General features: G+C 69.2%; 23 protein-coding genes and 5 pseudogenes. 16 read left to right on the top strand and 12 right to left on the bottom strand.

Translation table 11 applies throughout. The annotated features are described in order from the left end of the window. Positions 1-18: 18 nt before the first annotated feature. The 5 genes and pseudogenes from ACFYY6_RS33375 to ACFYY6_RS33355 all read right to left on the bottom strand — a co-directional run. A pseudogene (locus ACFYY6_RS33375) lies at positions 19-303 on the bottom strand (M23 family metallopeptidase); the annotation flags it as partial. Between the two features lie 108 nt (positions 304-411). After that, positions 412-738 (bottom strand): annotated as a pseudogene (locus ACFYY6_RS33370) (peptidoglycan-binding protein); the annotation flags it as partial. Then, positions 681-1,373 carry a transglycosylase SLT domain-containing protein gene (locus ACFYY6_RS33365; protein ID WP_389197087.1) on the bottom strand — a complete coding sequence of 231 codons (693 nt, stop codon included), beginning with the start codon at positions 1,371-1,373 and terminating at the stop codon, positions 681-683. The gene ACFYY6_RS33365 and the pseudogene ACFYY6_RS33370, both read right to left, overlap by 58 nt. Before the next feature lie 1,533 nt (positions 1,374-2,906). Next, a pseudogene (locus ACFYY6_RS33360) lies at positions 2,907-3,797 on the bottom strand (NADP-dependent oxidoreductase); the annotation flags it as partial. After that, complete coding sequence (locus tag ACFYY6_RS33355; RefSeq protein WP_389197085.1) at positions 3,794-4,264, bottom strand: MarR family winged helix-turn-helix transcriptional regulator; 471 nt, start codon at positions 4,262-4,264, stop codon at positions 3,794-3,796. The pseudogene ACFYY6_RS33360 and the gene ACFYY6_RS33355, both read right to left, overlap by 4 nt. A gap of 151 nt (positions 4,265-4,415) precedes the next feature. Here ACFYY6_RS33355 and ACFYY6_RS33350 point away from each other — a divergent pair, with 151 nt between their 5' ends. The 4 genes from ACFYY6_RS33350 (at position 4,416) to ACFYY6_RS33335 (ending at position 7,325) form a co-directional block, all read left to right on the top strand. Next, the gene (locus ACFYY6_RS33350) at positions 4,416-5,627 is read left to right on the top strand and encodes an MFS transporter (RefSeq protein ID WP_389197083.1); all 1,212 of its coding nucleotides are present in this window, start codon (positions 4,416-4,418) and stop codon (positions 5,625-5,627) included. 76 nt (positions 5,628-5,703) lie between these two features. Next, a complete protein-coding gene (locus ACFYY6_RS33345; protein WP_351525113.1) occupies positions 5,704-6,126 on the top strand; it encodes a heme-binding protein in 423 nt (140 codons plus the stop codon). After that, complete coding sequence (locus tag ACFYY6_RS33340; protein WP_351633174.1) at positions 6,123-6,479, top strand: nuclear transport factor 2 family protein; 357 nt, start codon at positions 6,123-6,125, stop codon at positions 6,477-6,479. Before ACFYY6_RS33345 ends, ACFYY6_RS33340 begins: the two co-directional genes overlap by 4 nt. Before the next feature lie 15 nt (positions 6,480-6,494). Next, complete coding sequence (locus tag ACFYY6_RS33335) at positions 6,495-7,325, top strand: aldo/keto reductase (protein ID WP_388651268.1); 831 nt, start codon at positions 6,495-6,497, stop codon at positions 7,323-7,325. Between the two features lie 169 nt (positions 7,326-7,494). Here the strand turns inward: ACFYY6_RS33335 and ACFYY6_RS33330 are convergent, their stop codons facing one another. Then, a complete protein-coding gene (locus ACFYY6_RS33330; protein ID WP_388651270.1) occupies positions 7,495-8,109 on the bottom strand; it encodes a DUF6192 family protein in 615 nt (204 codons plus the stop codon). A gap of 30 nt (positions 8,110-8,139) precedes the next feature. Continuing rightward, positions 8,140-8,391 (bottom strand): hypothetical protein, encoded by a 252-nt coding sequence (locus ACFYY6_RS33325; protein WP_388651271.1) that lies wholly within the window; start codon positions 8,389-8,391, stop codon positions 8,140-8,142. A gap of 1,039 nt (positions 8,392-9,430) precedes the next feature. On the opposite strand from ACFYY6_RS33325, the gene ACFYY6_RS33320 reads away from it, so the two are divergent. The 3 genes from ACFYY6_RS33320 (at position 9,431) to ACFYY6_RS33310 (ending at position 11,718) form a co-directional block, all read left to right on the top strand. After that, entirely contained in the window at positions 9,431-10,441 is a 1,011-nt protein-coding gene (locus ACFYY6_RS33320) for an aldo/keto reductase (protein WP_388651273.1), read from the top strand. Positions 10,442-10,479: 38 nt separating this feature from the next. Next, positions 10,480-10,899 (top strand): SRPBCC family protein, encoded by a 420-nt coding sequence (locus ACFYY6_RS33315; protein ID WP_389197081.1) that lies wholly within the window; start codon positions 10,480-10,482, stop codon positions 10,897-10,899. Between the two features lie 345 nt (positions 10,900-11,244). Continuing rightward, positions 11,245-11,718, top strand: coding sequence for a MarR family transcriptional regulator (locus tag ACFYY6_RS33310; RefSeq protein WP_351522716.1), 474 nt, complete (start codon positions 11,245-11,247; stop codon positions 11,716-11,718). Positions 11,719-12,149: 431 nt separating this feature from the next. Here ACFYY6_RS33310 and ACFYY6_RS33305 read toward each other — a convergent pair whose 3' ends face one another. Further along, positions 12,150-12,581, bottom strand: coding sequence for a hypothetical protein (locus ACFYY6_RS33305; RefSeq protein WP_386610092.1), 432 nt, complete (start codon positions 12,579-12,581; stop codon positions 12,150-12,152). 284 nt (positions 12,582-12,865) lie between these two features. Here ACFYY6_RS33305 and ACFYY6_RS33300 point away from each other — a divergent pair, with 284 nt between their 5' ends. Further along, positions 12,866-13,126 (top strand): hypothetical protein, encoded by a 261-nt coding sequence (locus ACFYY6_RS33300; protein ID WP_351522720.1) that lies wholly within the window; start codon positions 12,866-12,868, stop codon positions 13,124-13,126. Positions 13,127-14,120: 994 nt separating this feature from the next. Here ACFYY6_RS33300 and ACFYY6_RS33295 read toward each other — a convergent pair. After that, a pseudogene (locus ACFYY6_RS33295) lies at positions 14,121-14,805 on the bottom strand (alpha/beta hydrolase). A gap of 319 nt (positions 14,806-15,124) precedes the next feature. After that, entirely contained in the window at positions 15,125-15,523 is a 399-nt protein-coding gene (locus tag ACFYY6_RS33290; protein WP_351522721.1) for a hypothetical protein, read from the bottom strand. 192 nt (positions 15,524-15,715) lie between these two features. Between ACFYY6_RS33290 and ACFYY6_RS33285 the strand changes: the two genes are divergently transcribed. From ACFYY6_RS33285 to ACFYY6_RS33260, 6 genes are all read left to right on the top strand, one after another. Continuing rightward, positions 15,716-16,054, top strand: a complete 339-nt coding sequence (locus ACFYY6_RS33285; RefSeq protein ID WP_388651276.1) for a hypothetical protein — start codon at positions 15,716-15,718, stop codon at positions 16,052-16,054. An 85-nt stretch (positions 16,055-16,139) separates the two neighbouring features. Beyond that, positions 16,140-16,616 carry a hypothetical protein gene (locus ACFYY6_RS33280; protein WP_389197078.1) on the top strand — a complete coding sequence of 159 codons (477 nt, stop codon included), beginning with the start codon at positions 16,140-16,142 and terminating at the stop codon, positions 16,614-16,616. A 154-nt stretch (positions 16,617-16,770) separates the two neighbouring features. Continuing rightward, positions 16,771-17,013, top strand: coding sequence for a hypothetical protein (locus ACFYY6_RS33275; protein WP_351522725.1), 243 nt, complete (start codon positions 16,771-16,773; stop codon positions 17,011-17,013). 786 nt (positions 17,014-17,799) lie between these two features. Further along, complete coding sequence (locus ACFYY6_RS33270; RefSeq protein WP_389197075.1) at positions 17,800-19,365, top strand: serine protease; 1,566 nt, start codon at positions 17,800-17,802, stop codon at positions 19,363-19,365. A gap of 613 nt (positions 19,366-19,978) precedes the next feature. Continuing rightward, the gene (locus ACFYY6_RS33265) at positions 19,979-20,479 is read left to right on the top strand and encodes a hypothetical protein (RefSeq protein WP_389197073.1); all 501 of its coding nucleotides are present in this window, start codon (positions 19,979-19,981) and stop codon (positions 20,477-20,479) included. Between the two features lie 234 nt (positions 20,480-20,713). Continuing rightward, entirely contained in the window at positions 20,714-21,733 is a 1,020-nt protein-coding gene (locus tag ACFYY6_RS33260; protein ID WP_389197071.1) for a hypothetical protein, read from the top strand. Here ACFYY6_RS33260 and ACFYY6_RS33255 read toward each other — a convergent pair. Next, entirely contained in the window at positions 21,715-22,137 is a 423-nt protein-coding gene (locus ACFYY6_RS33255) for an HIT domain-containing protein (protein ID WP_351522732.1), read from the bottom strand. The genes ACFYY6_RS33260 and ACFYY6_RS33255 overlap by 19 nt on opposite strands. A gap of 218 nt (positions 22,138-22,355) precedes the next feature. On the opposite strand from ACFYY6_RS33255, the gene ACFYY6_RS33250 reads away from it, so the two are divergent. Next, positions 22,356-24,422: a discoidin domain-containing protein gene (locus ACFYY6_RS33250; RefSeq protein WP_351633203.1), complete on the top strand. Its 2,067-nt coding sequence runs from the start codon at positions 22,356-22,358 to the stop codon at positions 24,420-24,422. A 175-nt stretch (positions 24,423-24,597) separates the two neighbouring features. After that, positions 24,598-25,718, top strand: a pseudogene (locus ACFYY6_RS33245) (glycoside hydrolase family 36 protein). 211 nt (positions 25,719-25,929) lie between these two features. On the opposite strand, the gene ACFYY6_RS33240 reads toward ACFYY6_RS33245, so the two are convergent. Beyond that, the gene (locus ACFYY6_RS33240) at positions 25,930-26,565 is read right to left on the bottom strand and encodes a TetR/AcrR family transcriptional regulator (RefSeq protein WP_351522736.1); all 636 of its coding nucleotides are present in this window, start codon (positions 26,563-26,565) and stop codon (positions 25,930-25,932) included. Positions 26,566-26,591: the final 26 nt, after the last annotated feature.

The following is a 26,591-nucleotide window of genomic DNA, read 5'->3' as shown; positions in this document are numbered from 1 at the left end:
GTGACCAACTGCACGACGTCACCAACTGGGAGTCACGTCGGACCCGAAACGACCACCGGCCGGGCGCTTTTCGAAGTGCAGGTGGGGTCCGGTGGCGTTCCCGGTCGAGCCCACTTCAGCGACCCGTTGCCCGGCCCGAACGGAACCACGGGTGACGTCCCGATGGGAGAGGTGGCAATACCAGTAGTCGAATCCGTCTGACCTCAGCACCAGGTAGTTACCGAAGCTGCGGTCCTGCCCGACGCGAACGGAGCCGCTGCGGACGGCGACACAGGACGTCCCCTCCGGGGCGGCGTAGTCCGCACCCGTGTGGTAGCCGAGACTCCAGTGGGGTCCCCGCTTGTGGTAGGCGGTTGTCACTGTGTGTCCTGGCACGGGAGAGGAAACGTGCTCGCCCGCACCACTCGTCGCCGGGACGCGGAGCCGGTCCCAGGACTCCCGGTCGGGTATGCCGTCGGCGTCACCCCCCGAGAGGTGGATCTTGCGCTGCCAGGCGGCGTAGGACTGGCGGTCGATGTCGGTCCACTCGGGGCCTGGACCCGTCGTGTACTTCCCGCACCCTTCCGCGACGAGGCGTTTCCCCATGGCAGTGATGATCGGACTGCGGCGGCCTATACGGAAGAATGCAGCTCCAGGGAAAGGCTCTTGCGCAGGCATGGCTCTCTCCTCCTCAATAGGGCTCAATAGGGATGGGGCGGGAGGTGCGGATTTGCCTGCTGGACCCGCGAGATATCTCCGTATCTCCGCCAGATATAGTTGATGGCAGCTGCGACGTTCGCAACCGGGTCATAGATCCGGTTCGCCGTACCTGCCTGATGATTTTCGGCGAAAGTGCCAGGAATCACCTGCGCATACCCGCGGGAGCAGTTGAGTCTTGCTCCGTCCACCTGCCGCGGCCCCGTGGCGTTCACGTCTTCCTGATTCACCGCGTTGGCATCGAAACCCGACTCCCGCTGTATGAGGGTGAGCAGATTCGCGCCATTACCGACCCCGGTGACCCATTCCGTCGGGGCGCCCGTTCGCTCGCACGCCTCCAACGCAAACGTGCGGGCGGTGCCCCTGTCCTTACTGATCCCGGAATTCTTTGTGCACAGAACGGAACTCTTGGCGATAGACCCAGCATGCCGACAATCCACACCGAACCCAGCTGTGGCACCGAGTTTCCTCAGGGAGGAGCATCCGGGGAATCCGTCCGCATCCAAGCCACTGAGGCCGATCGACCGCTGCCATGCAGCGTAGGCGGATTTCGTCTGCGGGCCGAACAAGCCTGTGGCTCCTGAAGGGATACTGAAACCGGCTTCGATCAGTGCGCTCTGCAATGCCTTTACGTCGTTGTTGGTCTTGCCGAACCGCACGTTCGAAAGTGAGACCATGGTGCTCCTCCTCGACTTGGAGCCGGTCCCGGTCATGCTTCGCACAGCCCCGGTCATGCAACCCGGGTCAGGCTTCGCACAGCGCCCACGCACGGGGACTCCGCGCGATATTTTCCTTCTCCGCGATGCTGTTACGCTCCAACTCCAGCGTGCGCCGACTGGTCCTTTTCACGCAAACGGATCGACGCACCGAGTGCGCCGCGGGGCCCTGGAGACTGCCGTCAGATGTTGGGGACGCGCAGCCTGTCCCAGCTCGCGTTGCCAGGGATGCCGTTGGCGGCACTGCCGGAGCAGCCCGGCTTCTTCTGCCAGGCGGTGCAGGACCTTGCGTCACCCGCCCCCCGATACACAGCGATGCTGCAACCGGTACTGGTCGCAGCCCTCGGCCACGAGCCGACGGTGCATCGCGGCGGTGATCGGCGATCTCTGTCCGGCTCGGAAGAAGGACGCACCGGGACACGGCTCGAACTCCGGGCGGTCAGCGGGTCCCCCGCCCCGGGTTCGCCCAGCCGCTCCTGCACGAACGCGGGCCAGGATCCGAGGTAGACGTGGTGGTTCTCCGGGACACGGGCGTGCGCGGACCAGTCGCCCCGGGAAGAGAGCTTCGATCTGGAGCCCGCGAATTACACATGTGCGGGAACACGGTCCGGCGATGCGCCCGCGCTGCACCCCTGGAGCAGTTGCGTGGCGGCCGACGGCAACCACGTCCCAGCCAGCTCGACCCTTACAAGTCCCACCTGGACAAACGCTGGGCGGAAGGATTCACCAACGCGATCCAGCTCTACTCCGAGCTCCAGGCCCTCGGCTACCGCGGCAGCTATCAGATCATCAGCAACTACCTGCGGCCACGACGCCGACGCCGCATCCGCATCGTCGGGCCCGCGCCGCCAGGGGCCGGCAAGTCACTGGATGGATCATGCGTCATCCCGACCGACTCTCGAAAAGGTGAGGGTAAGCAGCCGCCGAAGTCTTCACCGCTGCCCGGAACTCACGGCAGCCCACCGTCTCGTCCGCAGCTTCGCCGAGATCCTCTCCACCCGCACCGGCCAACATGTGAAGGACTGGGTCGCCAGCGTGCAAGCCGAGGAGCTTCCCGGCCTCACCTCTTACGCCACCGGCCTGGAGAAGGACTGGGTCGCCGTCGTCCAGGGCCTGACCGGTCAATGGACTCCGGCCCCGTCGAAGGCCGGGTCAGCCACATCAAGATGGTCAAGCGCCAAATGTTCGCCCGCACCAAACTCCCTCTCCTCCGCAAACGGGTACTTCTCACCGCCGCCCGCTGACGGGCCTGCTCAGGCGGGACGAAGCAGTCGAAGTACATGCTCCGACGGCCAGCAGAGGGCACGAACAACCGCGTTGGTGACGACGAAATACTCCGGGCTCACCCAACCGTCCTCTTTGCTCACGAGCCCTGGACCGTCCTCGCGGCAGTAGCGACGCAGCAGGCGGCGGCGCAACGGAGCCCCAGCCACCAACAGCACTGGAGCGACGGCGCCTGCACCGACCGTCACGGCGAGCCGGACTGCATGGAGCCTGACCACACGCGTTCAGGCGCCAGGCTTCCGCCGCTTCGGCGAGCGGAAGCACCCGTTCGACGTGCACAGCCAACTTCCCCGTGTCGGCCAGGTCGGCAAGCGCCGCGAGGTCGGCCGAGTCCGGGCGGACCCATACGTAGTGGCCGCCCTGCGCAGCCGCCTCGGGGGCGATGATGGATGCGAGCCGGTCAGGTCGTCCGAGCAGGCGCAGTGACGTGTCCACGGCGTCCGCGCCGACGAAGTCGAGGGCCGCGTCGATGCCTTCGGGCGCCAGCCGTGCGACACGGTCGTCGAGTCCGGGGCCGTAGGCCACGGGCTCCGCGCCCAACTTCCGTACAAAGTCGTGGTTGTGGTCGGTCGCCGTGCCGATCACACGTGCACCGAACGCCACAGCGATCTGCACGCCGAACGAGCCAACTCCGCCCGCGGCCGCATGCACCAGGACGGTCTCACCGGCGCGGACCCCCACGCGTTTGATGGCCTGATAGGCCGTAAGGCCGGCGAGCGGCACACCCGCGGCCTGCTCCCAGGAGAGCGCGGCGGGCTTGCGGGCCACCATGCGGACATGCGCGGAGACGAGTTCGGCGTAGGCGCCGAACTGGACGGTGTCCTTGCGGATGTAGCCGAAGACCTCGTCGCCCGGCGCGAACTCCTCGACGTCGAAGCCGACCCGCTCGACCACGCCGGCCACGTCCCAGCCGGGGACCAGGGGGAAGTGCGTCTCCATGACCGCGTCGAGACGGCCTCCGGCGAGCTTCCAGCCGACCGGGTTGACCCCTGCGGCTCTCACCCGGATCAGCACCTCACCGGGGGCCACCTTCGGGTCCGGGAGGTCGGTCAGCCGCAGCGCCTCGGGTCCGCCGTATCCGTTGAGAGCGATCGCCTTCACGCGGCGATCACCGCTGGCGTCCGCGCGGTTTCGACGATGCGCACCAGCGGTTCCAGCCGAGGGTCCTCGGCGGCTTCCTCCAGTGCCGCACGCAGGGCCGCCTCGTTCGTCGGGCGAGCTTCGCCGAACAGCTCGAGACCGGCCTCGGTCACGTCGGTGTAGATCCCGCGCCGGTCGGTGGGGCACAGGTAGCGCTCCAGGAGTCCGCGGTCCTCGAGGCGGGTGACCAGGCGGGTGGTCGCGCTCTGGCTGAGCACGACGGAGTCGGCGACCTGCTTCATCTTCAGGTGTCCGCCCTCCCCGTCGTGCTGGCGGCCGAGGACGTCGAGGAGCGAGTATTCGCGCACGCTCAGGCCGTGACCGGCCTGCAGTGCGTGTTCGAGGTGGGACTCGATCTTTCCGTGCAGCAGAGAAAGCGCGCACCAGCCCTGAGCCAGGGCGGTGAGCGCGGGGGCGGCAGCAGTCAACGGGGGCCTCCTTCTTCGGACCGTCCCCTCAATAGTTGCACACGGCGGTAGATGCACACCCCCTCTGCGCACACTTGCATTATCCAGCGTATGCAATTATTGTCGCGTGGCGTAAGCGCCTCACGCAAGCACTTGGAAGGTAGCTCTCCCCATGCCTCTCGCGCTCCTGGCTCTCGCCATCGGGGCCTTCGGGATCGGTACCACCGAATTCGTGATCATGGGCGTCCTGCCCCAGGTCGCAGGCGACTTCGGCGTGACCATCCCGGCCGCCGGCTGGCTGGTCTCCGGCTACGCCCTGGGCGTCGTGTTCGGCGCGCCGCTCCTGACCGTTCTCGGCACCAAGGTGTCCCGCAAGAAAATGCTGATGTTCCTGATGGCGCTGTTCGTCATCGGCAACGCGCTGTCCGCCTTCGCACCGAGCTTCGGTGTCATGCTCATCGGCCGGGTCGTGGCCTCCCTGGCGCACGGCGCGTTCTTCGGCATCGGCTCCGTGGTCGCGGCCGACCTGGTCGCTCCGGAGAAGAAGGCCTCGGCCATCTCTCTGATGTTCATGGGCCTGACCGTGGCCAACATCGTCGGTGTCCCCGCCGGTACGTACGTCGGCCAGGCCGCCGGCTGGCGCGTCACGTTCGTGATCGTCGCCGCACTCGGTGTCATCGGCTTCCTCGGCGTCGCCAAGCTGGTGCCCGAGACGGGCCGGCCCGATTCAGTGACCGTACGCACCGAGTTCGCCGCATTCCGCAACGTACAGGTGTGGCTGGCCATGGCCATGACTGTCCTCGGCTACGGCGGTGTCTTCGCCGCGATCACCTACATCACCCCGATGATGACCGAGGTGGCCGGCTACACCGAGGGCGCCGTGACCTGGCTGCTCGTCCTCTTCGGTATCGGAATGTTCCTGGGCAACCTCCTCGGCGGCAAGTTCGCCGACCGCAGGCTCATGCCGATGCTCCTCACCACCCTCGCGGCCCTCACCGCCGCGCTGCTGCTGTTCACCGCGACCGCCCACAACAAGGTGCTGGCCGCGATCACCCTCACCCTGATCGGCGCCCTCGGCTTCGCGACCGTCCCGCCGCTGCAGAAGTGGGTGCTCGACCAGGCCTCAGCCGCCCCGACCCTGGCCTCCGCCGCCAACATCGGCGCCTTCAACCTCGGCAACGCCCTGGCGGCCTGGCTCGGCGGTGTCGTGATCGCCGCCGGCCTCGGCTACACCTCCCCCAACTGGGTCGGCGCCCTCCTCTCGGGCACAGCCCTGCTGCTCGCACTCCTCGCCGCCCACCTCTACCGCCGCACCCATGCCGCCGACAGCGTCGGCGCAGGGTCCGCCGCGCGCCGGAGCACGCCGGAGGCCGTCCGGCACTGAACAGGGCGCGCCACCGCAGCCCGATCCGTCCCTCCCTCATCCCCAATCCCCAAACCCATCTGTGAAGGAATCCGTCATGAGCACCACCGTCCCCGTGACGCTGGCCACCGCCGACGCCGAGACTTTGGTCGCGGCCGCCCGGGCCGCCGCGGACGCGGCAGGGGTCCCGGTCAGCGTCACCGTCTTGGACGCGGGCGGGCACCTGCTCGCCTTCCGCCGCGACGACCGGGCCGTGCTGATCTCCGGCGAGACCAGCACGCGCAAGGCCTACACCGCCCTGCAACTCGACGCTCCGACCGCCGACCTGGTCGACCTCGTCAAGCCTGACGGGCCGTTCCACTCCCTGCCCACCGCGCTCGACAAGCCGCTGCTGTTCGTCGCCGGCGGCGTCCCCCTCCACCGCGACGGCCGCCTGATCGGCGCCATCGGCGTCGGCGGAGGCGCCCCCGAGCAGGACCACTCCTTCGCCACCACGGCCGTCGAGGAACTCCCCCAGTGACCCGCACCCCGCAGGAGGTCTTCGCCGACCACGGAAAGCGGCTCGGCACCGGGGACCTCGACGTGATCGCCGGGAACTACACCGAGGACGCCGTCTTCGTCACCCCCGAGGGCGCCCTGACGGGACGTCAGGGCGTACGGGAGGGAATCGGCCGTCTCCTGTCCGATCTCCCCGACGCCGACTGGCAGTTGACCCCACAGTTCGCCGGGAACGTGCTGTTCCTGCAATGGACCGCCACCACCGCCACCCACGTGGTCACCGACGGCGTCGACACGTTCGTTTTCCGCGACGGCCGCATCAGCGCCCAGACCGTCCACTACACACTCACCCCCCGCACGACCCGTACCGCCTGAAAGGCCACACGCACCATGGCTCCGTCCGCCATCCCCACCATCACCCTCAACAACGGCGTCGAGATCCCCCAGCTCGGCTTCGGCGTCTTCCAGGTCCCCGACGCCGAGACCACCGCCGCGGTCAGCTCCGCCCTGGAGGCCGGCTACCGCAGCATCGACACCGCCGCGATCTACGGCAACGAGACCGGCGTCGGCCGCGCCCTCGCCAGCTCCGGGATCGCCCGCGAGAAGCTGTTCGTCACCACGAAGCTGTGGAACGCCGACCAGGGCTACGACGCCACCCTGCGCGCCTTCGACACCAGCCTCGACAAGCTCGGCCTGGACCACATCGACCTCTACCTGATCCACTGGCCCACCCCTGCCCGCGACCTCTACCGCGAGTCCTGGAAGGCCATCGAGAAGCTCGTCGCCGAAGGGCGGATCCGCGCCGCCGGCGTCTCCAACTTCCAGCCCGCGCACCTCGAGCAGCTCATCGCCGACTCCGAACTGGTCCCGGCGGTCAACCAGATCGAACTGCACCCCGGCCTGCAGCAGGCCGAGTTGCGCGCCTTCCACGCCCAGCACGGCATCGCCACCGAAGCGTGGAGCCCGCTGGCGCAGGGCGCCGTCCTCAAGGAGGAGGCGATCACCACGATCGCCGCTCGCCACGGCAAGTCGGCCGCCCAGGTCGTCCTGCGCTGGCACCTCCAGCTCGGCAACGTCGTCATCCCCAAGTCGGTGACACCCGCCCGCATCCGCGAGAACCTCGACGTCTTCAACTTCACTCTCACCGACGACGAGATGGCTGCCATCGCCGCCCTCGACCGCGACCTGCGCACCGGCCCCCACCCGAACCAGTTCAACTGACCCTTCCGACCGGCCCGGCGGGGCGGCACTCCGCGCCGTACCGCCGGGTTGCTCCGGCTCGCGCGGGCGTGGACGGCAGGTCCCCGCCCGCGCGAGCCGGTACTCGGACTTGCACTCCGTACCGCCGCGTCGCCCCGCGTCGTCGCCGCTCTCCCGAAAGTTGTGTCCGTCATATCTGTCGCCCCCACCGCCCTGGACCGGCTTCTGAACGCCGCGAGCCTGCCGACTCCGGGGCTCGAACTCCCCCTCGAAAACGACTGGCGCGACCCAGCCGCGCGCCGACCGGGCCGCGGGCCGCCCCTTCGGTGCCCCGGACCTGACCCGCCATGTCGGACTCGCTCGTCTGGCGGATGGGCTGGGCTTCGCCGGTCTCTGAGTGCGGGAGGTCCTGCGATCCCGAGCAATTCGGCGACGCCGGTTCGATCCAGGCAACGACGGCGGGCCGCCGCAGGAAGTCCGGTACGACCGCGGCCGCGACCTGGTCCTCCCGGGTCGGTTCCGCGACCACCCGGATCTTGCCCTCGTCACTGACTCGCGCAACCACCGCCGGACGCCTGAACAGGTCACCGGTCACCGTCGCCGCGACCTTCTCGTCCTGGGCGAGTGAGTGAATCGCGCTGACCTTCTCCTGCGGGGCGACCGGCTTCACGACGCGTCGGCCGATCCGGCGGTTCGCCTCGTCCGGCGCCCAACGGGCCCTTCCCTCTGGTGGGGTGAGGATCACGGCGAACCGTTCCTCGTCGTCGGTGATGGACGCGAGGATCTTGTGAACGGTGAAGGACACCCCCGACGCACGGCGGTCCTTCGGCCACTTCTACGCGGCCCAGCGGGCATCCTTCACCACCGAGTACGACATCCCGATGTCCTCGGCCAGGCGGAACAGCGAGTCCTTGACCGTGAACAGCTCATCGCCCCGCTCGTGAACGCCGGCCTCGCGCATGGGCTCGACCTCGAGCGCGTAGTCACCGATCGTGAACTGGATCCGGCCGGCCGTCTCAACGAGCTTCCGCGGCTCGGCCACGATCTCCGCATAGCGGTTCGTACTGACGCTGCCAACCTTGTCCACGGTCCCGATCTCCTCGGGTACGACATTCACCACCCACCGCGGTCCGGGGCAGGACCCCGCGGCCGCGGCGAGACCCGGCCCGCTTCACCGACCGAGCCTCGGACCGCAAATCCGATGATCACAGCGAACGACCGGAAGTAGCCGGGATCCGATCAAAAGTGCGATTCGGATGCGTTCGCGATGCGGCCGCTGTGCCCCTTCGCCGAACGTTTCCTTCCGGGCCCTCCAGGCCTTCACGGCGCACCGCCGCGAGCAGTGGACTGCGTTCGAACGCCGGTCCACTCCCGCCACCCGGGCGGCCCCGCACTCGGGGCACTCGGCGACGCCGGCACCGCGCAACTCCCATCCACCCGCTTGAGCAGCCGACAGTCCCGGCGCCACCCCGGGGGTGGCAGGACGCACGATGGATGGCCGGCCTCGGCGCCGCCGCTGTCTCGTCGGGTCGACCCGAGGCGCACCCGCCCGCAGCCGACTCGGCGCGGCGTGGACGCCGCACCACACCCGGATCCAGCACCGCGGAGCCGACCGCCCACTCCGACCGCCGCGCTCCCGGAGTCCGGGAGGAGACGCATGGCGATCGGCTCGTCCGGCACGGCAAGGACCGCACGCTCGAAGGCCATGCGTGCCGCCGGGCGGGCCTTGTGCAGGAACGTCCCGTCACCGCCCAGCCGTCATCGGCGCAGGCGGGCAGGCCGCCGTGCGGACGCCTTCGGCTTGCCAGCCCGCACGGATCGCAGTGAGGTTGACGACGGTGCGCCTGCGCCTCACGGGCCTGGCGGCCGACCCCGGATCGCCCGTCCCGCGCAACGGCAGCCACACCACTTGCATTATCCGGCGTCTGCAATTATTGTTTTTAACTGTAAGGCGCTTACGCATCTATTAGCGCCGTACGTCCGGCTCTGACCAGACGCACCGTGCATCCGCTGTCACGGCCCCGCCGATAGAGCCGCCAACCACAGAGGCATCCATCAACTCATGCCTCACGTCCGTGCAGGGGATGCCCTCGCACCTCGGCACCACTGATCGAAAAGGCACCAGCATGTCCCTCAAGGAAATCCTTCCCGGCAAGCTCGGCTTCGGTACCGCTCCCCTCGGCAACATGTTCCGGGCAATCCCCGACGAGGAGGCCCGCGCCACTGTCGAGGCCGCCTGGGACCAGGGCATCCGCTACTACGACACCGCCCCCTTCTACGGCGCCGGCCTCTCCGAGTCCCGCCTGGGCGAGGTCCTGTCCACCAAGTCCCGTGACGCCTACGTCCTGTCGACCAAGGTCGGCCGGGTCATCCTCGACGAGTTGGAGGAGGGCGCCCGCGACCTCGGCGAGAAGGGCGGGATCTTCGAGCACGGCAACCCCAACAAGATCGTTCACGAGTGGACCGCCGAGGCCACCGAGCGCTCCATCGAGGGCAGCCTCAAGCGCCTCGGTGTCGACCGCCTCGATATCGTCTGGGTCCATGACATCGCCCAGGACTTCCACGGCGACCTGTGGCTGCAGAAGTTCGAGGAGGCCCGCACGGGAGCCTTCCGGGTGCTGTCCCGGCTGCGGGACGAGGGCGTCATCAAGGCCTGGGGCCTGGGCGTCAACCGCACCGAGCCCATCGAACTGACCCTCGCCCTCGACGAGCCGCAGCCGGACGGGTTCCTCCTCGCCGGCCGCTACACCCTCCTCGACCACGAGCACGCCCTGCAGCGCCTGCTGCCCATGGCCCAGGAACAGAACGTCGGCATGGTCGTCGGTGGCCCGTACAGCTCCGGCATCCTCGCCGGCGGCGCCCACTTCGAGTACCAGCAGGCCCCGCCGGAGATCGTCGAGAAGGTCTCCCGCCTGAAGGCCCTGACTCAGAAGCACGGCGTCTCTATCAAGGCCGCCGCCCTCCAGTTCTCCCTCGCCCACCCGGTCGCCGCCGCGGTCGTCCCCGGCGCCACCCGCCCCAGCCGCATCGCCGAGGACGTCGCCGCCCTCGACGAGACCGTGCCGGCCGCGTTCTGGCACGACCTGCGCGCCGCCAACCTCGTCAGCCCCGCCGCCCCCCTCCCCAACAGCGCCTGACCCCACCCCCCGAAACCCTCACCAGAAGGAGAAGGACCATGGCCTCCACCTCCGTCAGCCGCATAGTGCCCGCCTCCCCCGACAAGGTCTGGAGCCTCATCGGCGGCTTCGACGCCCTGCCCGACTGGCTCCCCTACATCCCCGAGAGCACCCCGCTCGAAGGCGGCCGGGTCCGCCGACTGAAGAACCCCGAGGGCGAAGTCATCATCGAGCGCCTCGTGGACTTCAACGAGACCGAACGCCACTACAGCTATGCCATCCTCCAGGCCCCGTTCCCGGTCAACGGCTACGTCTCCACCATCCGGGTCCACACCGTCCCCGGCCGCGACGACATCGCCGAGGTCCAGTGGTCCGGCCGCTTCAACCCCGACAACGCCACCGAGCAGGAGCTCGCCGACCTCTTCACCGGCATCTATCGCGACGGCCTCGACGCCCTCCACAGGACCCTCGCGGCCTGACACCGGGGCCCGTCCATCGCGGGGCCCCGCCGCACAGCCCGGGTACGCACCCCGCATACCCGGGCTGCGGTGCGCCTGGGAAGTCACAAGGCCGGCCACCGCGACAGCTGGCACGTCCGGCACATGACGCGGGAGCAAATCGCCCGGCTGCCGGAGGACCGCCGGGCGATCACCACCCGCGCCCTGATGCCGCAGAGGGAGGACGGCGGCGCACCGTCCACCGTGGTCCGCGGACCACGACCGACATCACAGATGATTGCGTCAGCCCTATATCGGCCATAGCCAATAATTCACTCCATGGCTTATCCTGTATTCCAGCCATACCCGGAAGGAGACCTGGACCCCGTGACCGCCACAGACCCAGCGCTCACCGCCCTCGCCAGCGGATGGGGCGCCCTCTCCCTCCTGCACGGCAGAATCGAGACACATATCGAGCGCGCCCTGCAGTCCAAGCACGGCCTGAGCGTCCGGGAGTACTCGCTGCTCGACGTACTCAGCCGCCAGCACGACGGCGTGGGCGGACATCTCCAGATGAAGCAAGTCGCCGACGCGGTCGTACTCAGCCAGAGCGCCACGACCCGCCTGGTCACCCGTCTGGAAGACCGCAATCTGCTCTCCCGGTACCTGTGCCCGACCGACCGCCGCGGCATCTACACCAACGTCACCGAGGCCGGCCTGAAGCTCCTGGAGGAAGCCCGGCCGACCAACGAGGCCTCACTCCGGGAGGCGCTCGACGAGGCCGCCAAGAACCCCGAACTGTCCTCGCTGGTCGAGGCAGTGGAAGCGGTGGACACTCCGTCGCAGCGCCCGCGACCATGAGGTGAACCGGACGGTCAACCCCGGCGACCGGGTCATGGACCATGTCGAGCAGGGCACCATCATGCAAGAGGTCTGTTGGACTCCGAACATCTGGTACCGGGTGCCCGTCAACCCCACGCCTGCCCGCCTGGGCGGCGTACAGAACTGCTTTTCCTAAGGGCTGTCCCGTAATCCGTGACGGATCAGCGCGCGGCGTCAGATGTGGTGCATCGCAAGACGGAGGGACGCCCGCATACGGGACATATGCGGACGTTCCGACAACGCGGCGAGGTGCCGCAGCTGACGTCGGGCGCCCATCAAGGATTACGGGACAGCCCTTAGGTCTGTTGCCGGAGTACGGCACGTGCGTGCCGTACTCCGGCAACAGACCACGTGCGCGCCTGACCTCAGCCTTATTTCGCACGAAACGAAGTCAAGCAACACGGTTGCGATCACGAGCCTTCGGGCAGACACCAGACTGTTCGCCAGCGCGGGGGCTCGACGTCGGGAACGTCCGGGGAAGCGAAGTGGAACGGCACCCCGAGGGAGTAGGCCAAGGCCTGGCCCGCCTCTGCGGCAGCAGTGCCCGGCGGGGGTCCGCCAGGGCTGTGGTAGTCGGTCGCCAAGCGGCCTTCCCCGGCCGGGTCGTCCAGGACCACGAACCAGTCATTGACGGTGTCGCCGTCCCACAGAGCCTCGACGGCTCCCACCTGGCCCGGGAGTACCGCGGCGCGGGATGCAAGTGAGGGGATGTCGAGCGGATCGGGCGGCCTGTGTTGCACGCGGCCACCGAGGACCTCGTAGCGCGCGTGGACCACCTGCTCCGCCTCGCGCAGGCCCAATCCCAGGGGGCGCAGCGCCTCCCACACGGCCTTGACCGCCATCACCAGTCCTTCTCGGCCGAGACGAGACCGGCTGGGCTCGGATCGGTTCGGTTCGGTTCGGTTCGGTTCGGGCAAGCCTATGCGGCGGCAGTGACGGTGACCGTTCTCCCTGCCACAGGGGTGGCCGCCCGGATTGCGGGGCTAAGGTGAAGTGAATTCAGCAGCGGGGCCGGTGGAGGTGATCGAGCAGGAGACGCTGGCGATGTACGAGGGGTGCGGCGAGCCGCTGCCTCCGCCGAAGCCGGGCCGCGCGGCCACGGGAGTTCCACAGCGGGAAGTGCCGGATGCGGGTCCACCGCAAGAAGCGTCAGCCTGGCCCCGACGCCCTACGGGCCGAGGCCCTGGCAATCCTCGCCGACCTCCACCTACCGGCCCTGGGTGATCGCGAGTTGGACCAGCTCGACGCCGAGACACTGCCCGAGGTGGTCCGACAGGCTCAGGCCGCCCGCGCCGCTCTCGCCCGCCTCGCCGAACTCATCCCTGCCACCAGCGTGCCGCCCAGCTGGCCCAGCTGGAGCCATCCGTCATCATCGACGAGCCCGTGACGCAGACCCCGGCGCCAGTCGTCGCCGCGCCGTCGGCCCCGGCCCTTGAGGTTCGGGTACGCGAGGTGGCCGGCTTCGGGTTCGCGCCTGGTGGCGTTCCTGCGCAGCAGGCGGCAGCCCTGCCACGATGACGGATGACCGGCGTGCGGTTGTAACGCTGCTGCGCGAGGCCGAAACGGCGCTCTCGCGTGCCGACACAACCGGCGGCACGCGGTCGGCGGTTATGACAACCGCCGACCGCGCTGGAATGGGGTATGAGGGCAAGACCCCGGTCTCCGTGATGGCGGGTATGCAGTAACGGCCGGGACCGCCCCGGCCCCTGCAGTGACGGCTCTCTGTCCACAGGCAAGTGCCCGCAGAGCGCTGAGCCATGACGACTCACAACCCGGACACCCCCGGAAAACCAAGCGCAAAGCGAACGCACGCTGCACCGTCCACTGATCCCACCCCACCCGGACCAGCAGCAAGAGCTGATCACCCAATACCCCTACGGTCCCGGGCCCAGATCCGACTCCTCCTGGGCCACTACGGCGGCGACGTCTCCCGCGCCGCTTCCCTGCTCCACACGCACCGGTGGGCGGTCCACTGGCTGCGGCTGGGTGCTCCCGATCGCACCCGCTCCGCGAGGCTTTGTTCACCGAGAACCGAAAGCACCTGTACACGAGTCTGGACTCTGGCACGACTTTTGTGACGGCGGCCCGTCGATCGCTACGTCGGCTCGGTAGGCCGGCGGTAACAGCAGGCCAGCGGGTTGCCCCGGCGCGAGAACGCGTAGAGGCGGTGCGGCATCACAAAAGTCGTGCCAGACCCCGATTTCGGACAGCACTCGAATGCTCTGCAGAAATCGAACAGTTCATGGCTTCGGCAGCGCGGGCCCCTGCCGAGTTGGCGGGTCCCTTGGTGTAAAGAGCTGAGGAGAGTCGGGGGCTGTTCCCGCTGAGCGGCGTCCTGGCCGACACCGCTTACCGTCTGCTGCTGGCCTGGCGGCCCGGTTTCACTTCAGGTGCCGGCCGAGGAACCGGGCCCCGTCCTCCACCTCGAACCACGGGGTGCCGGTGTGCCCGTCCATATTGGCGTGCAGCGTCTTCTCCTTGGTGCCGAAGGCGTCGAACAGGTTCAGGGCGCGTCGCCGGGGATCCCCTTCATCGTCCCACTGCAGCAGGAATTGCAGTGGAATGGTGACCTCCCCGGGCCTCCTCGCGCCGGGCTCGGGGCACGTAGCCTCCGGCGAAGAAACCGGCGGCCGCGATGCGCGGCTCGAGGACCGCCAGCCGAATGCCGACGGCGGTCCACCCCGAGTACCCGACCGGGCCGCCGATCTCAGGCAGCGAAAGGACGGTGTCCAGGGTGGTCCACCATTCCGGGACCGCCGTTTCGACCAGCGGGCCGACGAAGGACCCGAAGATCTCATCGACCGGCTCACCGGCCTGCATCGCCCGGCGGAGGTCGGCGCGGGCCTGCTCATCGGCGGCGGAACGTGGCCCGTCATCGCACCCGGGGACATCGATGGCGGCCACCGCGTAGCCGTACGCCGCGGACTGCCGGGCCCGGGCCACCAGCCGGGATTCCGCCTTGGGCAGGCCGTTGTTGTGGACCATCAGGATCAGCGGAGCCGGTGCGGATCCAGCCGTCCACAGGGTGCCGGGGATCTCGTCGAGGGTGAGAATGCCAAGGGTCATCGCTCTCAGGCGACGTGACAACCCGGCAGATCAGCAGCTCCCTGTCTGCCAGATGCACTGCGACAGGAAGGTTGGCCCGGCTGGTCGGACTTGTGCGGCGGCCTGCCCAGCCCGACGGCCAGCCGCCCTGGCAGGTAGCCGGCCGTCCCGAGTCGCAGCAGCGGCAGTGCCGTCATTCCCCTTCCGTCACGAGTCGTTTGATCACCAACTGCCTCCGGAAACCTCCGGCGAACGCTGCCCTGAGAATCAACGAAGCCAGCGATAGCGTGGCGATCTTGATACAGGGCTCGGGCGAGGAATGAGCGCAGCGAGGCTCGGCTCAATGCCGCGTCACCGGTGCTGCGGGTGCCAAGAGCGAGACGGCCCGCACAGCCAGCACGCCCAGCCGCCCCGCACCGTCGACCAGAGGCATCCAGACGATCACGCCGTCGTCGGCGTCGGCCACTCGCGGAGAGACGGTGCGGTACGCCCAGCCGGCCAACGAGCCGGCCACCAGCAGCGGCTCCAATGCCTCGTCGAGTGGGATGAGCAGCCGTTGTTGGAGGTCCACGAGGTAGATCAGCACCGTGTCCAGGCCGAGGGCCGAAGCGCACCGGTTCGCCAGGGCAGACAGTTCGAACGGCAGCGCCGTCTGCGCCTCGGTGATCAGTTCTTCCAGCTGACTCTCGTCAACGGCGGTGTCGGGACCGGCGGACGCGTGCCGCGGTGGGTCTGACACGGGGAGCACCCCTTCCGCGCCCAGTCTCACACCGATCCCGACCTCTCTCACGTCAACCACGATCGCGGTGGGTGCGGCCGCGGCGACGCCCGGCACGGCTCACTGGTCCGGGCCCTGCGCGAGCGACGGCAGACCGCCCGCGCGCTCGCCCGGTGCACGCGTGCGGCCGACCTGCTGGAGGCGGAGCCCAATGTGGACGCCCTGTCCTGCTACCCGCACCTGCCGGCCTGGGAGCTCGCCCAGCTCCCGCCCGCCCGGCGGGTCGTGCCGGTCGTCCTGCTGGACGCGTTCGAGGACACTGGCGACCGTACCCACCACGACCTGGAGCGCCTCCTGCAACGCGTGGTGTGGCTCATGCCGAACGCGTTCTTCGTCATCACCGACCGCTCCCGGTTCCAGCGGGCCGACGAAGGACCTCAGGGACAGCTCGACCGGACCGGCCGGGTGGCCTGGCCCGGCCGCCCACGACGTCCCCCCGCCACGCACCGCCTCGGCACCGGCGAGGCGGGGGCGGCAGATCCTGATCGGTGAATTCAGCCCCGCGGAATGCGAGGACCGCCTCGCCCGCCGTCTGACCCGCGACGGCCGCCCTCCGATCAGCGAAGCCGTACGCGTTGTGATCAACGACCGCTCCCACGGCCTGCCGCTCCACCTCGGCCTGGCGGTGATGCGGTTCCTCCGCACCGCCGACGACCGCTGGTCACCGAACGACTGCCAACAGGCCGCCCGGCGCGCCTTCGCAGCCCTGGGCGAGCAGTGGGCCTGCGCACCGAGCCGGGGGCGCACGCTGCTGGCCGGGTGCCTGCGCCAGGGCCTGGCCGTCGCACGCGACTTCCGCCTCGGCCTCGGCTCGCTCGCCGACGCGGCCCGGGCCTACGTCGGTGACGATCGCCGATGTCGACTCTCCAATCACTGGCCTGGTTGTCGAGCAGCGTCGCTCGGCCTACGGGCGAGCTGCGCGACTGCAGGAAGCAGCACCATCGCTCCACGAGTGGTCCACACCCTCTTCGGGCACGTTCTCGTCCGGATCCGGTGGTGGGACGGCCCTGCGCCGAGACCCTTCGGGAACCGAGCGTTGGCGCGAGGTCGCTGAGTGAGTGATTCCGCCAGAACGGTCGGGCAGCGGTGCACGCGTTGCCGAAGGATCGGTGCGCTCTTCCGCTAGTCTCCTGGGCACCGCGCCTTCGCCGGCGAGCGAACGTGCAGGTGCCCCAGCTCATCCATTCCGGCAGTAAGGGATACCGTCCATGGCCGTGTGCGAGGTCTGCCACAACGACTACGAGCTGGCGTTCGAGGTGCGTGCCGCGGGAGGAGCGGTCCACGTCTTCGACAGCATCGAATGCGCCGCCCAGAAGATCGCCCCGACCTGTGTCAACTGCCAGTGCCGCATCCTCGGCCACGGTATGCAGGCCGACGGGCAGTTCTTCTGCTGCGCACACTGTGCGCGCGAGGTGGGCTTTTCCCAATCCCAGCTCGTGGATCACGCCTGAACCTCGGTCCGGTCGCCGGAGCAGGCCGCGGCGCACCCTTCTATGTGGTGTGGCGATGGTGGTGCGGGCTTTGAGGCGGGTCCGCCGTGGTGGTCCCGACTCCGCAGGTGAGCAAGGCTTTATGCACGCCTCGTACTGGCGCTCCGCACACGGGACGGTTGGTCCGGGTACGGGCTCAGTCCCCGCGGCGCGCGGCTGGTCCCCACCCGTCAGATGGCCCGGGAGCCGCTGGCCTACGCCGGTCCCCGCACTGGCCGATTGAGAGCGAAACTCTTCGGATGCTTGCGGGGCGCGGAACCTCCCGGGCAGATGATGCACTCTCCGTACGGTAGGCAGGTCCGGTCGTGGGCGAGCCCCGCCCCGCCGGACGACGTCCCTGTGTCGTGACCAGCGCTGTAGGCAGGGGGCGCGGCCCGTGCACTCCTCCAGTGGTTCCCGGAGCTCCGGATGGCTGGGCCGGCCTGAGAGGGCCGGCTCGATCGGGCTGACCGTTCCGCCGTTTCTGTCCGGGTCCGGGTACGCCGGGTGCGCCTTGCACGCACTGGGGGACGCCCTGCGGCGAGGTGCTGTGGGCGACACGTGGCGCGTTCGCATGTGCTTGCGGGCCGAGCCGTCCCCGGTGCCGAGCTGCGCAATCTTCTCCGGCCACCGCTCCCCCGCCAACCCGCTGCAGCCCACACCGTGGAAGGCCTCCCGGTCGCGGCAGTTGTCCCAGCGTCGACGGGCGCGGACCGGGATGTGTCCCAGCTCACGGGAACTCCGGTGCCGGACCGAGCAGTACAGGGCATGACCACTCCTTCCGTACCACGCCGGAACGTCCTCCGGACCCTGGCCGTCGCCGTCGCCCTGATCGGCAGCACGACGCCTGCCTGGGGCAGCGCGGCCTTCGCCACAGAGCCGCAGACGTACACCCTCACGATCAAGCACCTGGACCGCACCGGTCACGCGACAGGGAAGTACACCACCAACGTCACCGGAATCTCCGGAGCCGGCGCCGACGAGTCGCTCCGGCCGTACGACGCCTCCGGCACCACCACCATGCGGTTGCCCAAGGGCCGGTACATGCTGGACAGCTCCCTGACCACCGGTAAGGAGACGGACGGCACGGACTGGGTCGTCCAGCCACGCCTCGACCTCGACCACGACACCACCGTCACCGTCGACGCGCGGACCACCGCCCCCGTCGACGTACGACCCCCCGACAGCTCAGCGAACTTCCTGCACAGCGGGATGTTCGTCGAGGTCAGGCACGACGGTGCCACGCGGATGGCCAACATCATCAACTCCGCGCCGAATCTGCGCGTGGGCCACATGGGCCCCGAGGCCGAAGCCGGGTCGGTGAAGCAGTGGTTCGACGCCTACTGGAAGACAGACACCGTCGGCTACGCGCTCGGCCAGACCTTCACCGGCACCCGCGCCCTGACAGGACTCACCCGGCAGTATTCCGCGCAGGAGCTGGCCACCCTGCAGATCCGTGGCGCGGCCCGGCCAGGCGCCACAGGCACCGCGTTCTTCGATCTGCAGCCGACTGTCGGACCGACCGTCGGTGCCTCGCAGACCATGGCGGCCCCCAGTACCACCACCTTCCTCGTCACACCCCAGCGCGGTACCTGGGACATCGGCTTCACGGCCCCCAGTGCCGCCGGTGCGGCACCGAACCGCTACTTCGCCAACCGCGTCGCCGTGCGGGCCGGGACCACGACCACGCAGACTTTTGACAACGCGGTCTTCGGCCCCGCACTCACCGATCGTCCCGCCGTCGAACGCGACGGCGACACGATCACCGCGAACATCCCGCTGCTCGCCGACGGGGACGGCCACGTGCCGTCGTCACCGTCGTACGACACGGCCTACACCACGCTGCACCGCAACGGCGTACTGGCCGACACCCAGTCCGGCATGCCCGGACGCGCCGAGTTCACCGTGCCCCCGGCGCAGGCGTCGTACCGCATGACGAGCACGGTGAACCGCAGGGGCGCGACCGGAGCCACCACCCACGTGACCGCGTCGTGGACCTTCACCTCCGGCACGACGGCCGGCCCGGCCCCGGTGCCGGTGAGCGTCGTACGCTTCTCGCCCGAGCTCAGCCCGACCGGTACCGCGGCGGCCAGGAGTCAGCTTCGGGTCCCAGTCGCCGTGCAGGGCGCTGCTGCGGACGGCCGCACCCGCTCGCTGACGGTCTCGGTGTCCACCGACGGCGGCGCCTCATGGACCCGGGTCCCGGTCGACCGCGGCGCTGCCACAATCCAGAACCCGGCGTCGGGTACCGGCGTCTCCCTGCGGGCGGAGCTGACCGATGTCCACGGCAACACCCTCGACCAGACCATCATCGACGCCTACCGCACCCAATGACCCCGGCAGCCGACTGAAGACGGCTCCGGTCCGTTGAGCAACCTCCCGCCCGGGCACGCCGTAGGACGAGGTGGCCGCTGCGTCGGCTGCGGTCGGCGCTTCGAGCTCTCGCCCGCCGGCACCGCCGGTGCCGGCCTCCTCCGTCAAGCGGGCGGCCCGCGGCGGGTCCCGCCGCCGTTCGCAGCCGTCGGCGGGACGGCTGGTGGCTGAGATGGCGGCCGGCCCCAGCGGCGCCGCCCGGAATCTGGCCGTCTCCCTGGCCGGCGAAGAGCGCTCGGCCTGGTCCGGGGCCCGCGCGTTCGGTGCCGCTGCCGTTGCGCTCACCGCCTGGGGCGGAATCGCCCGTCCGCCTGTACCAGCGCCACCGGGTGCTGCGAGCGCACCTGCCGGGCAAGGAGTACACCGCTCACCCGGTGGAGTGCCCTTCCACGGGCCGCCGCCTCCGGCACGGCCCGGCCGGGAACGATGAAGGCGCCGTAGACCCCGTGGGCGGCGGCATCCCACGCCGCGCACCGCCGGGAGGAAGAAGGCAGGTATGCGGAAGGAGACCGGTGGCCTTCGGCCGGAGGCTGACAGACCAGCGACGCGCGGGCCGGCCGTTGCGGTCCTCGGAGTGTCCGGCGCCGGGAAGTCCTCGCTGGCGGCCGAGCTGGGCAGGCGGGGCCTGCACGCGGTCGACGCCGACGAGGTACTGGCCCGGTGGGTGGACGGCGCCGGTAATCCCGCCGAGTGCCCATACGAGCCGGCCGGGCGGTGGCGGGTGAGCCACTTCTGGCACTGGGACCCCGACAGACTCCACGCTCTCCTGGCCGACGCCACCGACACGCTGTTCGTCTGCGGCAACACCGAGAACATCGAGGAGTTCGTCCCCTGGTTCGACCTGGTGATCCTGCTGGAGATCGACGTTTCCACGATGCGCCGACGGCTGGACGAGCCCACCCGCGACATCGACTGGGGCCGTTCCGGCGACGCCCAAAAGGCGCTAACCGACTGGGCTCCTGGATTCCAGGCCAGGATGCGGCAGATCGGAGCCACGGTCGTGGACGGCCGGCTCCCCCTGGCAACCGTCGCCGACGAAGTCGTCCGCCTGGCGCAGAACGTGCCGCAGTACTGAGAGCCACCCGCCGGCGCGCCCACCCGGGTAGCGCCCCGACCAGGACGGGAGCAGGCTCACGGCCGGCAGTACCGCACGGCCGAGGCCACCCAAAAACCGGGCCTGCCGCTGGGGCTGCTGAGGAATGGGCGCCTCCCCCATCCGGTACACCGAAGCGGAAGTTGTGAAAGGCGTGACGGTCTGAGGCGGCCTCACGATGATGTACGCCCAAGGGCGATGTTCGAGGGGGAGCACATGGACGTTTCGCAGTTGGCGGCTGCTGCCGTTGGCGATCTGGTGTCAGGAACAGCGGCGGCGCTCGGAGAGAGCGGAGGATCGGCTCTTGCCGAGACCGTCCGCGCTCGCCTGGGTGGAAGCTCACGCGGTCGGGCGGCGCTCAGCGCGCTCGATGCGGACGTCGGCGATACGGCCGCGCAGGAGGAAGCGCGGGACGTCCTGCGCGAGGAGTTGGAAGGCGATCCTGCGCTACGACGAGAACTGCTGGTGCACTTCTCCAGCTCACGGGTCGACAACCGCGAGTCGGTCGTCATCACGGGAAGCCGTGTGTCCCGGAGTCACATATCGGTCGGGCCGCTCACCATCAACAACACCCCTGGTGCACGGATCCTGATCGCCGCACTCGTGCTGCTGACCTGTGCGCTGATCGCGCTCGCCGTGTATGGCGGGTGGCGTCTCGTGATTGCTGACAGTCCCGACCGGGGCTCGTCACAGCCGGCGGAACGACGGTCCACGGCTGATCAGGGTTCCGGCAGTCTGCCCGGATCACAGATGCTCTCCGCCGAGGACACCGACCGGGCGCTGCCGACCGAGGACAGCATGCCCAAGGGCTGGTACCTGTTCGATGATGACGTCTTCGATCCGGAGGACCGACCTGAGGGCTGCCGGCCTGACGGCGTCACGTTCGAGCAGTGGACATCCGAAGGAATGGAACGGGTGTCCACCTTCACTGTCTATGCCTGCCCGTCGGCTGACGCAGCCGCGTCCGTCTTCCGCCAGGCCGCGCCGCGGCTGGCCGAGGAACGCGGATTCGGTCCTGCCACATCACTGGCCGTTCCCCGCCTCGGTGATGAGAGTGCGGCTGTCTGGCACAAGTGGTCGCGCACTGAAGGGGACGCCGTCGCGACGACCCGCGTCGGGAACGTCGTCCTTCGACTGTGGGCCCAGGCGTATTCGGAAAAGGACAGTGCTGTCCTGTCCGACCTGATCCGGAGAGCGGTCGAACGGATTCAGACAGTTCAGTCAGGAAAGCTGTGACAGCGGGTGACTACGAACTTGCCTGCGTAACCACTGCCGCGCTTCCTGCTCCGCAGCTCCGCCATGTCCACGAACGCGGTGCCGTCGTAGCCGAAGGCGACCAGTTCGTCGACCGCGGGAGCAGAGGCGAGGCGGGCCTGCCATGCCTGGACGGCGTCATACAGCACGGTGAGGGAGTACAGGTACGTGCGCTCGGATCCGCAGACGCCCTCGACGGCCAGGGCGAGCTCGCGGACGACCTGTATGAGACGAAGGCAGGCCACTTCGTCCAGGTCGCGGACCACGTGCTCGATGTGCGCCTTCGGCGCGACGAGCACCTTCCCCCGCACGTTGGGCCACCGGTCGAGGAACGCCACATGGTTCTGGGCTCTCGGTGTGAAGCCGCTCCTCGCCCGCCACGGCACCGTGCGCGGCTCCGGCCTGGGTGCCCAACGCCGGGACGTGGAGCGCACGTTCGCCTGACCGTGCTGGTTCCGCTGTGACGCCGACGCGACAGCGGCTGTCTGCGGTGAGGTCTCCCCGTTTCCCGGCGACAGCCCTTGCCGAGGGGTTGGCGTTGCGGGCTCGGGTGCCTAACGTATGAGCGGAACATGAGCCCAACTCACATTTAAGGATTCATGTGATGCCCACGGTTCAACCTCCGCGCCACAGACTCAGATCCCTCACGGTGGTGTTACTGCTCCTCACCGCGATGTCCCTGGCACTCGGTCCGATACCCAGCTCCGCGGCGGAGCCCGGCTGGTGGAATCCGGCCGCGCGGCCCGCGCCCGACTCGCAGATCAACGTCACGGGCGAACCCTTCAAGGGCACCGATGCCCAGGGGCGGGTCAGGGGCTTCGTCGACGTCCACGACCACATCATGTCCAACGAGGGCTTCGGCGGCCGGCTGATCTGCGGCAAGCCGTTTTCGGAGCAGGGCGTCGCCGACGCGCTCAAGGACTGCCCCGAGCACTACCCGGACGGTACGCTCGCCGTCTTCGACTTCATCACCAAGGGCGGCGACGGCAAGCACGATCCGAACGGGTGGCCCACGTTCAAGGACTGGCCCGCCCACGACTCGCTGACCCACCAGCAGAACTACTACGCCTGGATCGAGCGGGCGTGGCGCGGTGGCCAGCGGGTGCTGGTCAACGACCTGGTCACCAACGGCGTGATCTGCTCGGTCTACTTCTTCAAGGACCGCGGCTGCGACGAGATGACCGCCATCCGTCTCGAGGCGCAGAAGTCCTACGACATGCAGGCCTTCATCGACAAGATGTACGGCGGCCCGGGCAAGGGCTGGTTCCGGATCGTCACCGACAGCACGCAGGCCCGCGAGGTCGTCGAGCAGGGCAAGCTGGCCGTCGTCCTGGGGGTCGAGACTTCCGAGCCGTTCGGCTGCAAGCAGATCCTGGACGTCGCGCAGTGCGGCAAGGAGGACATCGACCGCGGCCTGGACGAGCTGTATGAATTGGGCGTGCGCAGCATGTTCCTGTGCCACAAGTTCGACAACGCCCTGTGCGGGGTGCGCTACGACTCCGGCGCCCTCGGTACGGCCATCAACGCGGGCCAGTTCCTGTCGACCGGCACCTTCTGGCAGACGGAGACCTGCCGCGGCCCGCAGCACGACAACCCCATCGGCAACGCGAAGGCGCCCGAGGCGGAGAAGCGGCTGCCGGCGGGGGTGTCCGTCCCCACGTATGCCTCGGACGCGCAGTGCAACACCCGTGGACTGACCGACCTGGGTGAGTACGCGGTGCGCGGCATGATGAAACGCAACATGATGCTGGAGATCGACCACATGAGTGTCAAGGCCGCGGGTCGGGCCTTGGACATCCTGGAATCCGAGTCGTACCCGGGCGTCATCTCCTCGCACAGCTGGATGGACATGGGCTGGACCGAGCGGCTCTACAAGCTCGGCGGATTCGCAGGCCAGTACATGAGTGGCTCCGAGGCGTTCAGTGCGGAGGCCAGACGCACGGACGCACTGCGCGAGAAGTACGGCGTCGGCTACGGCTACGGCACCGACATGAACGGTGTCGGCGGCTGGCCGGCCCCACGGGGCGGGGACACCCCGAACCCGGTGAAATACCCCTTCCGCAGCACGGACGGCGGCTCGTTGATCGACAAGCAGACCACCGGCGAGCGCACATGGGACTTCAACACCACTGGCGCCACGCACTACGGCATGGTCCCGGACTGGATCGAGGACATCCGGATCGTCGGCGGCCAGGAGGTCGTGGACGACCTCTTCGCGGGGGCCGAGTCCTACCTCCGTACCTGGGGAAACTCCGAGAAGCACAAGTCCGGGGGGAACCTGGCCTCGGGCGCGGCAGCCTCGGCGTCCTCGTCGGAGTGGTGGAACCCGTTCGTCAGCTTCGCGCCCGGCCGGGCCGTGGACGGCGACACGGGCACCCGCTGGGCCAGCGAGTGGAACGACGACCAGTGGCTGCGGATCGACCTCGGATCCACGAACGCGGTCAAGCGCGTCACGCTCGACTGGGAGGCGGCGTACGCGAAGTCGTACCGTGTCGAGCTGTCGGAAGACGGCACGAACTGGAAGACGGTGTGGTCCACGGCCACCGGTGACGGCGGCCTGGACACGGCGCGGTTCGCCGGAACTCGCGCGCGCCATGTACGGATCCAAGGGCTGGAGCGCGGCACCCAGTGGGGCTACTCGCTCCGAGAGGTCGGCGTCTACAGCGATTGACGGCACCAGTGCGGCAGCGCCCAGGAGACTGGGGCCGGCCGGATCGGCTCTCCCGATCCGGCCGGCCCCGGTCGGCTTCCCGGCGCGTTCGCCGCCCGCGCCCGCCCAGAGCGCAGGGAATCACGCACGGCTTCGGCGGCCCAACCGCCGCTGACACGCCTACGTCGAAGGCCAGGTGCTGCCTGCCGGGCCGGCCGAACGCCCACTGATCTTCAACTCGTGGGAGGCGACCGAGTTCGACATCACCGAGCAGCAGCAGACCGAGCTGGCTGCGGGGCTCGGCGTCGAGGTCTTCGTCGAGGTCTTCGTCGTGGACGACGCCTGGTTCGGTACCCGCACCAGCGACATGGCCGGGCTCGGCGAGTGGTGGCCCAACCCCGACCGCTTCCCGGACGGCCTGGGCCCGCTCGCCGACCATGTGCGCGCGCTGGGCACGGGATTCGGCCTGTGGGTCGAGCCCGAGGCGGTCAACCCCGACAGCGACGTCTTCCGTGCGCACCCTGACTGGAACCTCTGCCAGGACGGCCGTACCCGCACGCAGCGTCGCAGCCAGCACGTGCTCGACTTCGCCCGCCGCGACGTCCGCGAATGGGCGGTCGAATGGCTGGTAAGGACCGTCACCGAGCTGGACGTCGTCTTCCTCACATGGGACATGAACCGGCCCTTCAGTGAGGCAGGGCAGCCTGGGGCGGCCGATCCTGACCCGGTCTGGATCGGGCATACGCGAGGCGCCTACGAGGTGATGGACCAGCCGCGCGCCGCGTGTCCCGGCCTGTACGTGGAGTCGTGCGCGGGCGGCGGCAGTCGGGCCGACCTCGGCGTACTGGCCTACGCGGACCAGGTCTGGACGTCCGACATCGACGCCGCGGACCGGGTCGCGATCCAGCACGGACACTGCCACCGCTGCCCGCCCGGACCATGGGTGCCTGGGTCACCGACAGCCCGAACAGCTTCACGGCCCGCCCGACCTCGGTCCGGTACCGCTTCCACGTCTCGATGACCGGGGCGATGGGCATCGGCGACCTGCGGAACTGGAGCGAGGAGGAGCTGGCGTGGTCCCGGATGCTGGTCGAGCAGTACAAGCGGATCCGGCCCGTGGTGCACGGCGGCATCCAGTACCGCTTGGAGCACCACGCCGTGCGATACCCCACCGAGGATGAGGTCGTCGTCTTCCGGTTCCAGCCGTCCGCGCCGGCCCGCACGGCCGCCCGTACCCGACTGAAGGGCTCGACACACCGACGCCCGCCACCGGGACGAGGCCGCCGGGCGTTCCGACCATGCGGCGAGATGCCGTAGCCGGCGTCGTGCGCCTGCCGGGGATCGCGGGACAGCTCGGGACAGCCCTTACGACCTCGTCCACGATTGGCAGCGGCGTCGCGGCGTCTGGGACCTCCGCCTCCGGCGTTGTCGTCAGTCCCCGACGCTCCGCGTCGACTCCCTCCTCCGCCTTGGATTAGAAGGCCCCAGACACCGCTCCTTCCTCCACTGCCAATCGTGGACGAGGTCGTTAGTCGCCAGGGGGCCGGATTCGATCGTTCAGATAGCTGTTGAGAACTCGTTTACACTCGGCGATCAGCTGGGAATCGCCCTGCGGATCGGTACGGAAGGCCAGTTTCAGCACGCTGTCCGCGCACTCCAGGGCCACCCGCGCAGCGATCTCAAGTTCGGCGTCGCCCTGGGCCCCGGTCAGGGTGGCGGTCAGTGCGCGCAGCCGTTCGGCGACCGCGGTGTTGTTGTCCAGGACCGGCTCCAAGATGTGGTCCTGTCCCGCCGCGCCGAAGTCGACCACGCCGAAACCGGTGATCGTCCGGCGCATGGCGACGAACTCGTCGACGGTCACATCCACGACGCCCGAGATGTCACCGGGCTTCTCGTGCTCAAGCCTGGCCGCGACCCGCTCCAAGAAGGTCTCCAGATTGCGGGCGGCGAGCGCGCCGATCAGCCCCTCCCTGTCGGAGAAGAACTGGTAGAGGGTGCCGATGGGCACCTCGGCTCTGCGGGCCACCTCCTTGGTGGTCAGCGCGGCATAGCCGACCTCGTCCAGGAGTTCGGCGCAGGCGTCCAGCAGCCGTTCGAAGCGTTCGGCGCTGCGCTTCTGGACCGGCAGCCGGCGCAGCGTCCCTGCGGTGCGATCTTGATTCACGCTTCCATCATCCCAGAGGACGGATT

The organism is Streptomyces sp. NPDC001750, from assembly GCF_042892615.1.
Lineage (GTDB): Bacteria > Actinomycetota > Actinomycetes > Streptomycetales > Streptomycetaceae > Streptomyces.
Note: the sequence above shows the minus strand (reverse complement) of the source record. Positions and strands in the feature narration are given on the sequence as shown.

What these genes read in the sequence shown, in the direction of transcription:
- ACFYY6_RS33365 (WP_389197087.1), bottom strand. Translation starts at nt 1,373, where the DNA reads ATGGTCTCACTTTCGAACGTGCGGTTCGGCAAGACCAACAACGACGTA.
- ACFYY6_RS33350 (WP_389197083.1), top strand. Translation starts at nt 4,416, where the DNA reads ATGCCTCTCGCGCTCCTGGCTCTCGCCATCGGGGCCTTCGGGATCGGT.
- ACFYY6_RS33345 (WP_351525113.1), top strand. Translation starts at nt 5,704, where the DNA reads ATGAGCACCACCGTCCCCGTGACGCTGGCCACCGCCGACGCCGAGACT.
- ACFYY6_RS33335 (WP_388651268.1), top strand. Translation starts at nt 6,495, where the DNA reads ATGGCTCCGTCCGCCATCCCCACCATCACCCTCAACAACGGCGTCGAG.
- ACFYY6_RS33320 (WP_388651273.1), top strand. Translation starts at nt 9,431, where the DNA reads ATGTCCCTCAAGGAAATCCTTCCCGGCAAGCTCGGCTTCGGTACCGCT.
- ACFYY6_RS33315 (WP_389197081.1), top strand. Translation starts at nt 10,480, where the DNA reads ATGGCCTCCACCTCCGTCAGCCGCATAGTGCCCGCCTCCCCCGACAAG.
- ACFYY6_RS33305 (WP_386610092.1), bottom strand. Translation starts at nt 12,581, where the DNA reads ATGGCGGTCAAGGCCGTGTGGGAGGCGCTGCGCCCCCTGGGATTGGGC.
- ACFYY6_RS33300 (WP_351522720.1), top strand. Translation starts at nt 12,866, where the DNA reads ATGCGGGTCCACCGCAAGAAGCGTCAGCCTGGCCCCGACGCCCTACGG.
- ACFYY6_RS33275 (WP_351522725.1), top strand. Translation starts at nt 16,771, where the DNA reads ATGGCCGTGTGCGAGGTCTGCCACAACGACTACGAGCTGGCGTTCGAG.
- ACFYY6_RS33270 (WP_389197075.1), top strand. Translation starts at nt 17,800, where the DNA reads ATGACCACTCCTTCCGTACCACGCCGGAACGTCCTCCGGACCCTGGCC.
- ACFYY6_RS33260 (WP_389197071.1), top strand. Translation starts at nt 20,714, where the DNA reads ATGGACGTTTCGCAGTTGGCGGCTGCTGCCGTTGGCGATCTGGTGTCA.
- ACFYY6_RS33250 (WP_351633203.1), top strand. Translation starts at nt 22,356, where the DNA reads ATGCCCACGGTTCAACCTCCGCGCCACAGACTCAGATCCCTCACGGTG.